At 35.3% G+C, this 15425-nt stretch carries 12 protein-coding genes and 1 pseudogene; 10 read left to right on the top strand and 3 right to left on the bottom strand.

Translation table 11 applies throughout. The features are described from left to right. Positions 1-107: 107 nt before the first annotated feature. The gene (locus AVFI_RS16270) at positions 108-470 is read left to right on the top strand and encodes a hypothetical protein (protein ID WP_054775894.1); all 363 of its coding nucleotides are present in this window, start codon (positions 108-110) and stop codon (positions 468-470) included. Further along, the gene (locus AVFI_RS16265; RefSeq protein ID WP_188863729.1) at positions 463-1686 is read left to right on the top strand and encodes an HlyD family secretion protein; all 1224 of its coding nucleotides are present in this window, start codon (positions 463-465) and stop codon (positions 1684-1686) included. Before AVFI_RS16270 ends, AVFI_RS16265 begins: the two co-directional genes overlap by 8 nt. A 132-nt stretch (positions 1687-1818) precedes the next feature. Here AVFI_RS16265 and AVFI_RS16260 read toward each other — a convergent pair whose 3' ends face one another. Next, a complete protein-coding gene (locus AVFI_RS16260; protein ID WP_054775893.1) occupies positions 1819-2232 on the bottom strand; it encodes a hypothetical protein in 414 nt (137 codons plus the stop codon). An 834-nt stretch (positions 2233-3066) separates the two neighbouring features. On the opposite strand from AVFI_RS16260, the gene AVFI_RS16255 reads away from it, so the two are divergent. The 7 genes from AVFI_RS16255 to AVFI_RS16225 all read left to right on the top strand — a co-directional run bounded on the left by AVFI_RS16255 (position 3067) and on the right by AVFI_RS16225 (position 10972). Next, complete coding sequence (locus tag AVFI_RS16255) at positions 3067-3972, top strand: leukocidin family pore-forming toxin (protein WP_188863730.1); 906 nt, start codon at positions 3067-3069, stop codon at positions 3970-3972. 29 nt (positions 3973-4001) lie between these two features. Continuing rightward, positions 4002-4502 (top strand): hypothetical protein, encoded by a 501-nt coding sequence (locus AVFI_RS16250; RefSeq protein ID WP_054775892.1) that lies wholly within the window; start codon positions 4002-4004, stop codon positions 4500-4502. Between the two features lie 376 nt (positions 4503-4878). Further along, complete coding sequence (locus AVFI_RS16245; protein WP_188863731.1) at positions 4879-5877, top strand: OmpA family protein; 999 nt, start codon at positions 4879-4881, stop codon at positions 5875-5877. 2 nt (positions 5878-5879) lie between these two features. After that, positions 5880-7424 (top strand): FG-GAP repeat protein, encoded by a 1545-nt coding sequence (locus AVFI_RS16240; RefSeq protein WP_188863732.1) that lies wholly within the window; start codon positions 5880-5882, stop codon positions 7422-7424. Positions 7425-7945: 521 nt separating this feature from the next. Further along, entirely contained in the window at positions 7946-8314 is a 369-nt protein-coding gene (gene speD / locus AVFI_RS16235; protein ID WP_054775887.1) for an adenosylmethionine decarboxylase, read from the top strand. Then, a complete protein-coding gene (locus tag AVFI_RS16230) occupies positions 8289-9683 on the top strand; it encodes a coproporphyrinogen-III oxidase family protein (RefSeq protein WP_188863733.1) in 1395 nt (464 codons plus the stop codon). The genes speD and AVFI_RS16230 overlap by 26 nt, the downstream gene beginning before the upstream one ends. A 74-nt stretch (positions 9684-9757) precedes the next feature. Continuing rightward, a complete protein-coding gene (locus AVFI_RS16225) occupies positions 9758-10972 on the top strand; it encodes an MFS transporter (RefSeq protein ID WP_054775886.1) in 1215 nt (404 codons plus the stop codon). 207 nt (positions 10973-11179) lie between these two features. Here the strand turns inward: AVFI_RS16225 and AVFI_RS16220 are convergent, their stop codons facing one another. Further along, a complete protein-coding gene (locus tag AVFI_RS16220) occupies positions 11180-11695 on the bottom strand; it encodes a Tc toxin subunit A (protein WP_188863734.1) in 516 nt (171 codons plus the stop codon). A 108-nt stretch (positions 11696-11803) separates the two neighbouring features. Between AVFI_RS16220 and AVFI_RS16215 the strand changes: the two are divergent. After that, positions 11804-12231 (top strand): annotated as a pseudogene (locus AVFI_RS16215) (DDE-type integrase/transposase/recombinase); the annotation flags it as partial. A gap of 168 nt (positions 12232-12399) precedes the next feature. On the opposite strand, the gene AVFI_RS16210 reads toward AVFI_RS16215, so the two are convergent. Continuing rightward, positions 12400-15330 (bottom strand): RHS repeat domain-containing protein, encoded by a 2931-nt coding sequence (locus AVFI_RS16210; protein ID WP_252653970.1) that lies wholly within the window; start codon positions 15328-15330, stop codon positions 12400-12402. Between the last annotated feature and the right edge of the window lie 95 nt (positions 15331-15425).

Raw genomic sequence — 15425 nt, 5'->3', positions numbered from 1 at the left:
AAAAACATCAAAAATAAACAATTAATGATATAAACAAATACTAAACGTCGAGTTTTTTCCAATTTTGCCACATGATGCTCGCCTATTATTATTGAGGTGAGTCATTTATGAGTTTAGTCAGTATGCCGTTTGTTGGTTCTGGACAAGATTTAGGGTTACACATTGCAGCAAGCGTCGTTATGATAGGAAGCATAGTCGCTCTTGGTTATGGTTTTTGGAAACTTCATGAATTACCAATTAACAAAGCACATAGCAAACAACATCAACAAATTGGTCTAATTACCGCCCTCACATGGATAGGATTTGTTTGGCATTGGGTGTGGGTTTTAGCCGTTATTTGTGCCTTTGTTGATGCAGAAAAAGCCTTAATTAAAGTTCGAGATATTTGGCGACAGCCTCCAACCATTGAATCATCGACACAAGAAGAGCCGATGGCTAAATCAACTCAAGAGGAGAATCATCATGCTTGAGGGTTTAGCGGTATGGGCACTATTTATATACCTACTTAGAATGGTAGGTATGCCTTGGAATAAATTTACCCAAGCTTTTGCTTATATTGGTGGCGGCTCTTGGTTGCTATTTGTATGGGCAGGGTTACTCAATTATACCCCAATGGACCTTTCTGGAGGTTCTGTTGTTCAATCACCACACATCCAATTACGTCCTGCAAGCACTCAAATTAAAGGCATAGTAAAAGCCATTCATATCGAGCCAAATCAAGAGGTCAAAAAAGGACAGTTGGTTTATGAACTCGATGATGAGCTTTACCAAATTGCACTAAATAAAGCAGAAGTTGCTTTTGAAGCAAATGAAGTGGCATTAGCGGTAGCAAAGCAAAATGTAAAACTGGCCAACCAAGCAATTATTGCTTCAGAAAGTGATGTTGTGGTCAGTCAAAAACAAATTGAAGCGAAGAGCCAAGATTTGAAATATAAAAAACTGACACTGCAACGTTACGTTGAGCAAAATAGAAAAGTAAAAAATACCATCACACAAAGCGCATTAGATGAACAAGGTACACTCGTTTCTATTGATAAAATTGAAGTTGCTAGTGCCATTGCTCAACTTGATAAAGCCAAGTTAGCAAACGAAAAAGCCCAGCTTGATTTCGACAATGCAAAGTTAGGTGTTAAAGCAAAAGAAAGTGAATTAGCCAGCGCACAAGAAAACGTAACACAAGCACAATGGAACTTAGACAATACGAAAGTTTATGCGCCAGCAGATGGTTATGTTACCAACTTTATCTTACGTGAAGGTCAATACGTTGGAACCGTTCCTCGTATGCAAATGTACACCAATGAAAAATACGTGTTAATGCGTGTAAATCACCAAGCGATACGTAACGTAAAAGTTGGACGTCCAGCTGAATTCTCAAGTGCGGTATATCCAGGAAAGATATTTGTAGCCGAAGTTGAAGGGATCATTGAGGCAACAGGTGAAGCACAAGCAAACCTACTCGGCCGAGAAACCAATGTTCGTCAAACTACGGGGCTAAACGTCAATAACAAACACCATTTTGTACGTTTAAAACTCCAAGAAGACCAAGGATATGATATTCCTGTTGGATCCGTTGGCTTAGCTTGGGTTTCCGGTGAAAAACCAATTGGGTTCATGGCCTTTTTAGATGTAATTCGTGGCATCATCATTCGTATGAAATCACAAATTTACTTCTTCTATTCACTATAAATACTCTCGTTTTGCCCTTCCGCTCAATTCTCTCGATCGGAGATTATGAAAGCAAAAAAAATTAGTAAAAAATTAAGTGTACAATTCAATGTACACTTAATAACCCAATAACTAAGAGTTGTCACTAATAAATTAGTTACCATTATCTCTTGAAGATAGATCTTCTTCTTGTAAATGATAATCCCAAATCCAAGGACTTAATTCATAAACCTTATCGGAATATACGTTACCCTTATCACACAATTTGTGTTGGCCTATAATTCTAATTGGTAACTTATTTGTATATGATTCTTTAATTATATCATATTGATATTTAGATACTGGTGATGAAACATCAACTTTCCATACAAGGTTATTCCTATCTATTACACAACTTTCAAAATTTGATATATCATTTAAAACATTTATTCGAAAAGCTAAATATGAATCATCATCTCCTCCTGAACGAATATATAGCTCATCAACTGTACCATACACATCGTTTGCAGCACTCACTGATGTTGATAAAAATGACATTATCAATAATAGTTTATTTATAAATTTCATTATACTTCCTCATAAAAATTTAATTAAATCCAAGCGAGAAACCTGAACCACGGGAATGATAACAATTCTCACAAAATTGTACATAGGAAATCAGTCATTATGATTATAAATAATAATTATTAATTAAACTAAAGTAATAATACATATGCATTTGTTAAAATAAGTTATTCGAATAATGAGCACTTCACTAAGTTCTTAAAAAAGGAATTAGGCACTTTCTAGTGGCAACTATACCTATAAGGTTTTAGATAAAAATAACTGTATTGGGTTTTATCTTGGATATTAAAAGCCCTCTTTAGATAAACCATCTCATTCAGTTCTTCTTAAATGCTTAACAAATAGCTATGAGATAGCTATTTCTACTCAAATATCAGAAACAACAAAAGCTCGACAGAACATATTTACATATACAATACTTAACAATTGAAAATATATCACTTTTTGACAATTATAAAATCACCTATATTTGAGGTGTATACTTCAGGAGAATGTTTTAAAATACAACACCACCTAACATTGTATATGTCTGTTATAATTATTAAAAAATAACAACAAGCTGCTTCAGTTATAATACTTTCTTACTTCAACACAGTTTAATAACTTATTAGTAACTGTTTACTTCTTTGATAAAAAGAGAATACCACTTTAAAAGATTGACACCTTTTTATGAACTTCATATGTGTTGAACTTATTATTACCTGTAATTAAATGACAAATCTTCATATAATTTTTATAATGAAAATCCCAAGTGTAATATCTCATTCATAAAATTGAAATAAATAAGCAATAAATTCCTCTTATAAATACCTTATCTTTTATATTAACTGTTGAATAATGAAGAATATAATAATTATTTTTACAATATTTATAGAAACTCTTACACTAGCGCATGCTAAGGACACTTTAAAATCCTATACTTCATCACTTCTAGAACTCGATAATCATGAAGCTCGAATAAAAAAAATCCGTCTAATTTATACAATAGAGAATGTTTGGAACCAATCTTTACAGCCAAACGGCACAAAAGAACTCAAGTTACGTCTAACTGGCGGTTCTGGCTTTGATATGACAAACATACCAAACAAAAAGGAAATCTATGGTTTTTCAATGGGGGCAGACTACCGTTACTCTATACCTACAGCTTTCAAGTTGATCATAGAGTATTCAAATGGAGCAACATTACGTCATATAAACCATGCACCTGAAAATACTATTTCAACAACCTCTGTTAGCCAATCTTTAAATTTTAATCTAGGGTTTTCACTATCTCAAAGTCCACCAAGTATCAACGGTGGAGTTTCATGGAGAAACAGAATAACATACGAACAACCAGAATTTCAAACTATCACCGACTTTAATCAACATAATGAAAGTGTAAGCTGGTTAATAGAAAACCAAACAATCCGAAATCACACACCACCGAAAGATTGGCTGCTCTATCATTGGACTAGTTGTAACAACACTAATTTGATTGAATATGACGATTTACCTATTGTTATGCGCTCTGATTTTAAACCGCAAGTAGGCATTGTATATCGAAAAAATAATATACAAAATGAAAACACTACCGAAATTAAATTATTTTCTGGATGGCGTAAAACTAATTATTACTTTGGCAGAGATTGGTGTACTTGGCATACTAAAACAGAAGACACATGGACAAATCAAAAAGATCACCATCAATGGACAGAAAGCGTCCGACTTATAACAGTTGGTTGGTTCGACAATCTATACTATTAATTCTCATATAAAAAACAATAGGCAACTAAATGAAAAACAAAATAATATTTTTAACATGTGGAATAGCAATTATAATGACTACTTTCTACTTAAAAGCAACATACAACTCTAATCAAATACCGAAAAACACATCAACTAAATCTGAAATAAAGGAAAATATAAATACAACAAATACGAATTCCACTGGATTTTCTAATAAAAGAGATACCCCTCCACCTCCAACCAAACTTGTAAACTCTTGGTTATCCCTCCCCCTAAATGACCTAAGTAATGACTTATATAACTTCATTGAAAAAGAGAATATAATTTACATCCACATCTCAGAACTCCCTCTTTATGATAAAGAAAGTCAACTATACAATTTTGTTAAAGATGGTTTCATTATTCTATTTGATAATACAGAAAAAAATAACATCAAAAATGAAGAAAATATACATAAAACCATTTCAAAATTTTTTGGTACAAGTTCTAAAGGGGATGTTATACTAGCAGTAGCAATAAAGAAAAAAATGGAGGATTTCATTATTTAGTACTACCTTTGATGAAAAATAAAACAAAAAACTTAATAAATGACATTAAATACTCCGTTGAATATTTAAAAACAGAGTATAAAACTGTGATATTAAATACAAGATAAAATTAATAGTAAAATAGCTCCTACCTCTAAATAGAATCTATCCCAACTTAGCTCCTCCCAATATAAAATCTAATTAATGATAATTACTCTAACTACCATCAAACTTACAGAAACACTAAAATATATATTACTACAAACATAAAACCTCACGACAATTAAGATTACCTACACTCCCCTTACAATCACCTCCAAAAATATTAATAATTATTATGTATATGTTTTTTATAAAATATATAAAATCTGCGCTTTAAACTTTCATAGGGCATTTTATGTATAGAATTATTATATTTTTGCTTTTTATTTCTTTTTCAATAAAAGCTACCAATAATATCAACGAGAGAAACTCTGGTTACTACCTCGGTGGTAAATTAGGCTCAACTCTCTATAAAAATGCATGTGGTGATGAGTCTCTCGAATGTCATAACCTACAGACATCACTTGGATTTTTTTTAGGTTATAGATTTAGTGATACACTTTCAATTGAAGGTGGATATAACGACTTAGGAAAAGTTAAAGCTAATTATATTTCACTTTCAGGAACGCAAGAAATTGCAAGTTACTCAGCTACAGTTAAAGGGTATGAATTCGCAATTAAATCTGATATTTACCACAATAATAACTCATTATTGTTCTCAAAGCTCGGTGGATATTATTGGGAAGTCGAAAAAAAAGGAGATGAGATCATATTTTCCGTTAATGAAAAAAATAAAGGAACTTCCCTAGCATTAGGAGTCGGCTATGAATACCTTTGGACAAAACATCTATCCACACGTATAGAATATCAATGGTTTAATAATGTAGGTGGGCGTAATACAGGCGGAAGCGACATTAACAATATTAGCTTAGGTCTTAGCTATCACTTTTCAAGCCAATTAAACCCAAAAAGTGCTTCTTCCATTATAAAGAAAAAATATTTTAAAAATGCCAATAAAAACGAAAAAATAAACATTTACTTTAATTCAGACTCTTACGCACTTACAAACAGTCAAGAGAATAAGCTAACTTTATTATTAAGCTACTTAAAGAAAAATAATAATATAAGAATATATCTTCATGGACACACAGATAGTACTCATACAGAAGTCTATAATTATGAATTATCAAAAAAAAGAACAGAAACAATTTTACACTACTTTCTTAAATATGGGATAGAAGATAAAAGGTTTAATACCTTCGCTTTCGGACAAACAAATCCAGTTATGTCAAACACAACAAAAAATGGTCGAAAATTAAATAGACGTGTCGAAATTCATTTAGTTCAGGAATAATAATGAAAAAAATAATCATACTCACCCTATTTTGGAGCTTATTTGCTTGTAATAGTGAAGATACTGGATTACCTGACCAAGCAAATAAAAGTATCCCTCCGAGCTCTTTTAACTTTCACGAAATTTCAGCCTTAACAAATCATGTTAAAACATATATTTTCGAATGGGATAAGAGTAGAAACACGGCTTACTATACCTTATGCGAAAAAAACATTGACTATAAGGATAATTGTAAAATCCTTAAAGATCACATTATTGGAAATTCTGTTATGTATGAATTAAAAACTCTACTAACACCAAAGCTATTAGAAAAAGAATTTTTCATCATTGCGAAAAATGGAAGCAAATCAAGACTAAGTAATTTAAATAGTATAAAGAAAAGTGAATACTTAAAATCAATTGGAATTCTTCAAGATACAAACATAGAGGAGAACGCTTTTTTTGGTCGTTCAATAACATATAGCCAAGAAACAAAAACCTTAGCCATTGGAGCTTTTGGAGCAGCACACTCAAAAGGAAAAGTTTTCATATACAAAAAACAAAACAATTTTTGGGTACAAACATCAGAATTAACTCCTAATGATTTAACTGATGGTGCCCGCTTTGGTATATCAAACGCTTTAAGCAGAGATGGAAAAACATTAATTATTGGTGCAGATTACTATTCAACAGAGGAACCGGGTAGAGTTTATGTATACAAAAATCTAAACAACACTTGGATTCTAGATACAATTCTAACTCAAAATATAAATAGTGATTCATTTGGAAGATACGTGACTATATCAGATAACGGGTTAACTATCGCCATAGCTTCGCCAGACCAAAATAACTCTGTAGGTGCCGCTTATCTTTATACTAAAACAGGAGAAGCATGGTCAATACAAAGTATAAAAGCGTCATATAATGATCCTTACGGCCCTAACCGATTTGGGAGTTCTATAGATCTAAATGCTCATGGAGATATTGTTGCTATTGGCTCACTAGGGGAAGGTCAAACCAATTTAGGTGGAGTATATATCTTTAAAAAAGAAGGAAAAAAATGGACAGAAATTATTAGACTAAAAACTCCTACTCCAACACAAGGAAAGCAATATCACTTTGGGCAATCAGTCTCGTTAGATAATGCAGGTACAACTTTAGCTATTGGTGCTCCAAAAGATAACCTCTCAGGCAGTGTTTATATATTTAAGGAAAAAAATAGCAATTGGTTCCAAGAACAAAATATTACACTCGATGGTCTACAACCAGAGGATAATTTTGGTTATAGAGTTAAATTAAGTGGAGATGGTGATAATTTAATCGTTAGTGCATTTACTGATGATTCAAGTGCTATATTTTCAGATGATAACTTAACTAAAGATAGTGGTGCTGTTTATTTATATAAAAAAACAAGCAGCTCGTGGATATTTAACGCTTATTTAAAATCACCTTTAAATCAAAAAAATGGTCACTTTGGTTTAGGAATGGACATTAATGATGATGGCTCTCAAGTCTTTATTGGAGCTAGGCGAGAATTTAATCAGCAAGGAAGAGTGTACTTGTATTAATAGTTACTAACTAAAGTTGTAAGTTTATACTACCTATTAAATATAAACTCACCATTCAAGCTGTTAGATCTTACAGTAGACTAAAAAAGAAAATGATAATAAATTGTAATCATTGTTAACATAAACACTTAAGAGGTAAAGCATTTATTGACTTTTCTTTCAAACCACTGCTTGTTGTTATAGATAACTCCACTATAACAATTTGATTAAACTACTATATACTTTTACATCAGCTCCCCCTAAAGTAGTAGTTTTTAGGCTCAGAAAGCCACTGAGCCATTTTTTATAAAACATCTACGGTGCAGAGGAAGTAAAGGTTTTTCCTTTATGAAAATTCTCTGAGCCCCCCCCCCGATTAATGGGGTTACTTTAATAAAGGAAAACATTATGGAAAATGCGAAAGATATGTTCTCTAAATCAAACGAAGGTAGTTTTGATTTTAATGGCGTTGCTTGGTAATTAGCTACTCAAAGGCTAGGTAAAACTAGCCTTTCTTATATGTTTGTACATAGGACTTAAATATGGATAGTCAAGGTTATCATTATTTAATTGATATAGAGTGTGAAAGTCCACATCTCAACAACGAGAAGATTTTAAAAGACAACTTCAATAACATTCTAAATGAATCAGAATTTAATATCGTTGGTTTTTTAGATAAGAAGTTTACTGGAGAAGGCGGTGTAACAGGAGTATTCTTACTTTCTGAATCGCATCTTTCGTATCACACATACCCAGAAAACAATTACATAAGTATAGATCTTTACACTTGTGGTAAAGATCCAACAAAAGAAGACTTAAACAAAATAAAAAGCATATTTAATCCAATAACCAGTCTAAATATTTCACGATTAAAAAGGGGGATAAATGGAAATACATTTAAGACCACATAATAAAATAAAATTCAATGCTCAATTCCCTATTTATAACTTCTTTTTTCCTAGTCAGATAAATATAGATAAAGATTTAAAATTACTAGATGTCTTATCACATGTAAATCAAGGTATAACAAGCAGAGCACTATATTTTCATTTTCCATTCTGTGAAACTATTTGTTCTTTTTGCCCTTTTACTAAAGGAATATATAAAAGTGAAAATGACATAGATCGTTATGTTTCTGCTATTATCAAAGAAATAAAATTAAAAGCAAAGCTCATTCAAGCTGATAGCGTTCCAGTTGAAGCCATATTTTTTGGTGGAGGTACTCCTTCACTACTTTCTCCAGAGCAAATTAAACGAGTTGGTCAAGCAATAATAGAGCATTTTGACCTATCCAAGCTTAAAGAGTTTTCATTCGAAATAGAAGTTAAAAGCCTAACTTTAAATAAAATATTAGCAATGAAGGCTATCGGGGTTACTCATCCAAGGTTTGGATTACAAACATTCAATAAGGAATGGCGTCAAAATTTTGCACTAACAGCCACTTTAAAACAAATAAAAGCAGCAAGTGAACTTCTTAACGAGAATTTTCATTATGTATCTTTTGATATACTATATGGAATGCATGGTCAGACAATAGAAGAAATAAAAAAAGACCTCGACCTTGCAATTGAACTTAATACAACTAACATCGACATTTATCCCATAGATAATGTAATGACACAAGCTAAGCTACATAAATTAGTTTCACGTAAAAATTACCCCATAACCAAAGCAATTGATAAACATAATATGAGAATTATAATTGACAAGCACATGAGAAAAAAAGGATTCATGCCGCATAATGGACATGGCTACTTTCGAGAAATAGCAACAAAAAATATCGTTTCAAGTAATTACAGCTTTGTATATCATGAACATGTTTACGGTTACTCTGATAAAGATCTAATCGGATTTGGAGTAAATGCAGTTTCATCAATTAAAAATCATGTCATTACAAATATATCAGGACGAGAGGCATATATAAACTCAATCAACAATAATAATATCCCTTGCTCAATATCAAAACACACGGACGTAATGGATTTGGTAAAACCATTACTCTTAAGGTTACCCTATCATGGTGAAGTAGAGAAAAAACGAACTAACTCTAAACAATTACCTGCTGAATTCACCTCTAAATTACGCTCTCTTATTGATTGTAACCTTATAGAGGAAACAGAAGATCTATACAAGTTAACAAAAGAAGGTTGGGAGTGGTACAGCAATATAATGTATTATTTAATGCCTCAGATAGAAAGGAATTATATAAGTCAATTTGTTTATAGTGAACTTAATAAGCCAGGAAAAAACATTGTCGTGGATGAATTAATATATGATTAAAAATTTATTTAAATTATACCTATCTATTGTTTTTTTTGTTTTCAATGAAGCCAAGTTAATTCTAGGAATAAATAATGCGTAGTGTAACCCTACTTTTAGCCTCAAATTTTCTAACAAAAATAGGTAACTACTCTACAGAAGTTATCATCTTTCTATTTGCGTTAGAACTATCAGAAGAAAACTACACTCTAGTTGGCATTATTTACCTTATTAGATTCATACCATATCTTTTATGTGGTCCTATCGGTGGGTGGCTAGCTGACAGCTTCAATAAAAAGATGCTAATGACTTCTGTCGAAGCGGTCAGATGTATATTACTTATTTCCCTATATCTACTCTTTAATTATCAGATGGTAAGCGTAACCCTGTTTATCCTTATACTTAGCCTTTTAACAATAACAAGAACTGTTTTTCAACCAGCATTCCAATCATCCATCCCCCTATTAGCATCTCAAGATAAACTTGTAAAAATAAACTCAATAAACCAAGTTTTGGAAGAAGTCGGAAGTTTATTAGGACCGCTATTAACAGCGGTAATAATATCAAAGCATAATAAAGAAGCTGTGTTACTTATTGACGCATTATCTTATTTTATTTCTTTTTTCTTAATACTACTTATCCAATTTAATTTCGTAACCAAATCCAAAGTCACATTAAGAAAATTCAGCATTAAAAACGTCTTATATGAAACATTAAATCACTTTAGATATTTAACCAAGTTCAATCAAGACCTAATACAGATTATTGTCAAATCTTCTATATGTATACTCTGTGTCGCATCGTTATTAAGGTTTATTTTACCTGCATATATACTTAATTTAACTGATAGTGAAAAGCTCGTTAGCTATTCTTTTTCAGCTCTAGCATTAGGTACAATTATTGGTGGCCTAACTTTTTCTAAACTACAATTTAAAATAACGGCAGTTAATACAATGAAATCATGGTTATTATATGGCTTATTATTCTTTTCTTTGGCTTTTATAACTAAAATTGAATTTATCATCCTTACACTAGTTATACTAGGGTTCGTTGGAGCATTTGTGGATATTTTTCTGGTATCTTTTATTCAAAAGAGAAGCAATGATAATAATATTGGTAAAAATTTCAGTCTTTTCTCTACACTAGCAAACACTGGAGAGTCTGCATCTGGAATCTTAGGCGGCTTTTTAGCAGCGATTAGCCTAAAATACGCTTTAGTTATATTATCAAGTTTTGTGATCATCACACCACTTGTTAATAGGCTTAATAAGAAACATCAAGGTTTAGATAAAGTATCAACAGATAAGTGATTATTCGACGCCCAGTTGTGACTGATTTATATAGGTCTCTAAATAAAAAGCTAGTCAGATAACCGACTGGCTTTACATAATATTGACTCCATCTGTATCATTTCTAAAATAAGACTTTTATATACTAAATCACTTCCAAGAATGATCAGAGCCGTTATTAACATACTTATTTAGGCTACGGAATCGTGTAAACACACCAATGTACCACTACAACTCCTGATAAGTAGTATCATAATTAAGTTGGAGTTGTGCTATATCCGGTCGACGCTTAGCTAGCGTGATGGAGTTCCAACTACCATCAGCTTCAATTTCTTGTGTAAATCTATAAAGATCGACCAAATAGCTAACAGGAGAACCCACAGATTCAACTGCACTTTCTCGGCAAAAATCTAACCATGATTCTGGAAATAGGTCCGCGTAACAGGGTAAATCAGTAGAACTTGTATCAGCATTTTTCGTGACTTTACCATTAGCATCTCTAGCGTTTTTTTGTGTGTTAATATTTTTACGTAGTTTCTGTTTTCTATACTGATGAACAACTTGATTAGTAAAGCTAGCTGCTCGACCATAAATTACCCCCACATTACCACGCAACTTACGGTCATAGCGGTGAATAAAACGTGATCTGGAAACACGAGTAATATCAAATACAGAGGAATGCCCTAATCTAGTTAAGGTGCCTAAGAAATACGCTGCCTCGGTGAGCTGTCCTGGGGGAGTCACTCCGTTGGAATGCTGTCATAAAGCGTTCAGGAATGGAGGCTTTTAATAAAGAAGACACAGGCATACTGAAGTGTTTACGTTGGTATGGTTCAACTCCAATGAGTTACGCAAACCTTAGACTTTTATTTCTCTCACAAAAAGCGGCTTATCAATTCCTTAAGCATTACTTGAGATATTATGACCAAGAACAACATCCCAAAACGTTAAATACAGATAAACATTCTTCATACGCTAATGCCATTGCCCATTTGAAGAAGGAAGGATGATTACGAGCGGATGTCGAACAACGGCAAGTTAAGCACCTCAATAATAGCATTGAGTCCTCTCATGCCCCCATTAAGAAATTGATCATGGCCGCCGGTGGCTTCAAACTGAGAAAGCGAGCTTGGTCAACCATTCAAGGATTTGAATCTTTACGAATGTTGAATAAGGGACAATTTGATTTCTTGCTACGCAATAATAAACGTAAAACGATAGCGTGGAAGAAATCCGTCTTTCTCAATCGCTTACTCAATGTTGAGGTCGTTTTGCAATAATAATGAGTCAATTGCAGAACTTATTTATCAACTCATATTATTTGCAACAACCCCGCTACCTGTATTCAGTGCGCTCTGAGACTAAGGTTGTCGTTCTCCCAAAGCGCATTTAATTTTTTCTAAGCACCAACAAGGCATGACTTCAAATGTTCAGTTAAAATCTCCATATTAAAAATGTAATGGTATGACTTTGTTCTTAACAACACCTCCCCCTTCGCTATAGCAAATGGCGCCTTTCAGTTGCGGTCGCTTTTGAAATAAGCCAACAGACTCTTCTTTTAATGATGAAATTCCGGGGGCGTTAGCAAGGCTCTGGTATCTTATATTCCACCGTTCGTTTTTATATATCATAAATGCCGAGCCCTTTATATTTTCCATTAAACGTTCCTTGACATCATAATGGTAACCATAATCGCGATATTCCATGGCGTCGATCATACCCTGTCCATGTTCATCGGCAGCTAGGTTGTTATACTCCAAGTCTTCCTTTCCTCCCTGTACGTGTCTAACTCGAATAGTATTTTCGTTTAATTTATCCGCTACAAAAGTACATCCACTGAATCCGGGGGTAAACACGAGTTCTGGCTTACCGTTTTTAGGATGTGCAGGGATATCTACATATCCCCCTTGTGGAGCCCAATATGCTAAAGTTCCACCACTTCCAATTTGATGGGTTGATGTTTCTTTATCAACAATTCGCAATGCGTTGACATTATTATTTACACTCATTGAAAAACGTATTGCGTTAAACGCCAGTATGCCTCCGGCCAGACTTTTATTAGTGAGTATATTCTTAGTTGTATCATCCATAGGAACCTTGCTAAAATTGATAAGATCAGTTAATAATGGAGTCGTGCTAAGCGCATGTTCTGTTAATGCTTCTTTCAGCTTTATGGGACTCCCTTTAGCAACGGCATTTTCCATACTGGATGGAATTAAGAGCGATGCATCACGCAGGTTTCTGTCTTCTCCGGTTCTTAAATTTGGCTTATAAAGATGACTCCCAGGGAGTTGATTTCGTGAATCTGGTCTGAGTCCGTCAAGATCAGCAAATATCACCGGGTTATTTCTTACCATCCTGTACAGATTTAGACCATCAATGGTGCCTGCCGGATCTGAGGAGAGCCATCGGCCCACCCAAGGCTGGTAGTATCGATAACCATAGTAATACAAACCGGTTGCATCACGCTCTTTGCCCGAGTAGCGGACCGTTTTATAGTTCACTTCCGCCTGATTGCGCGCTGTTAAAATAGCGGTACCCCCATACGGATAATACTCCTCCATGCTGATAACCTTACCATCACCATCGACCTCCAGGGCGCTGCTGCCAATTAGATTATCGTAACTGTACCTGACTTGGTCATTACTAATGTCTTCTGGCCTACCATTTTCCCAATGCAACACTCGTACCTGAGCCCGACCGGCCTCACCTATAGTAATAACCTGCAAGTTTTCCGTTTCTGTGCTGCCCTGCGCGACACTGCGTAACTCTATCCCTGGTAAATAAAGTGCCCGCAATGTCTGTACACTGTTCGCTGCCTTTTGTTTGCTGACTTTTAAAAGGCGTTGGCTGCCTGCATCATAGCGATAGCTCTCTACGTCATCTACGTCACTATCGCGCACCACTGGCGTTACCTTCAGTAATTCGTTGCGCGGCGTCCAGATAAGGTATTGTCCTAATTGCAGTTGGTTTTGTTGACCGCCCACGGTAAAGAACCCATCGACGTCCGAAACGTTTTCCGTCAGCGTACTCTGTACACTTCGGTTACTGCTGTCGCTTACAGTCATCGTGGTTGTATAGTTATTGCTCGTTGCCGGCGAACTGTGCTTGACCTGTGTCAAGTTGCCCACCTCGTCATAAGTATAAGTGCGGGTGTATTTTGTGTACGCTGAGCTGTCTGAAGAGAAGGGGATTATTGCGGACGGTAGACTGTTTTGCTGACCAGCATTGGCCATTTCACGACCTGTCGCCTTGACTAACTGGTAGAGGCTATCGTAAGTATAGGCATTTTCTGGCACCACTTTCTGATTACGCCAGAACCGTGTCTCTTCTGCGTCATTATTGATCTTCAACACATTACCTACTGGGTCATACTCGTAACGGAGGTCCTGTAACACCTTGGCTCCAAGAGCATGCCCTGTCGGACGCTCTGCTCTTATCCCGATTAAACGCTGCGTTTCTGGCTCATATGAGTATGTCGTGACCACACCGTTACCCTGCTCTTCACGCAGCTTTTGTCCTCCCGCCGAATACGTCAAGGATTTTACAATGACTTGTTCCACTCCTCCTTTCAGAGTTAGCCAGCTGCCTGACATCAGACCCGATACATCGTATGCTACACGTTGTACATTGCCTTTCGTATCTGTCGTGGTCAGTACTGCACCAGTGGCATCCCCCATGGTTAGGCTGATATAGCTTTCGTTGCTAAGCTGGTCATTCCAAACAGAGGCATCTCCCCCCAGCCAGTCTGCTACAACATCCGGATTATCAACATCGTTCAATAAACGGCGACTGATAGAGAGAGGCTCTCCCGTCAGAGCAATGCTATTGGTCTGAGCTAAGCCAGCGGTGTCGTAGTGACTAATGCACTGCCCTGCAAGGTTTTGGGCTTTTTCTGCCTCAGTATTACTCGCATACACAAATCGCTCTGTGATACGGGCGGTCCCTCCTGTAACTTGCTCTGTGATACTCAGTGGACGACCTGGTAATGATACATTCTCATATTGCCAAGTTCGAGTCACCGCTTGGCTAGTGTCCTCCAAGCCATCGACAGCTGTGCTTATATTGCTGACCGCAATAAAAGCTCGTCCAGCGGCATCGCTGAGACTAACTGAGGTGCCATTATCTACGCCCTGAGTACGTAAAACCTGACCTGTCAGGTCGGTCAAATAATGGAAGTTTGCCTTTCCGCTCTGGTGCAAACGAGGGTCTGCACTTTGCTCTAGAGAGCCACGAGTATTGTACTGATGATGCGTAATGCGTGCCTGTATCGTAGTTGGCTCATCAGGGTGGCGGTAGTATGCGATATCACGCACTGACAGCCCACGGTTATCTAAAACCGTGACTGAGGGGGTATTGCTGAATAATGATGTACTCATGGTTTTTCCTGTTGATGTTGTACAGCTCACTTATATCCCCGCCCTCAGATCGGGCGAGGGTTTACGGCGAAATTGCTAAAATTCACCTTCAGATA

The organism is Aliivibrio fischeri ATCC 7744 = JCM 18803 = DSM 507, assembly GCF_023983475.1.
Classification (GTDB): Bacteria; Pseudomonadota; Gammaproteobacteria; order Enterobacterales; family Vibrionaceae; genus Aliivibrio; species Aliivibrio fischeri.
Note: the sequence above shows the minus strand (reverse complement) of the source record. Positions and strands in the feature narration are given on the sequence as shown.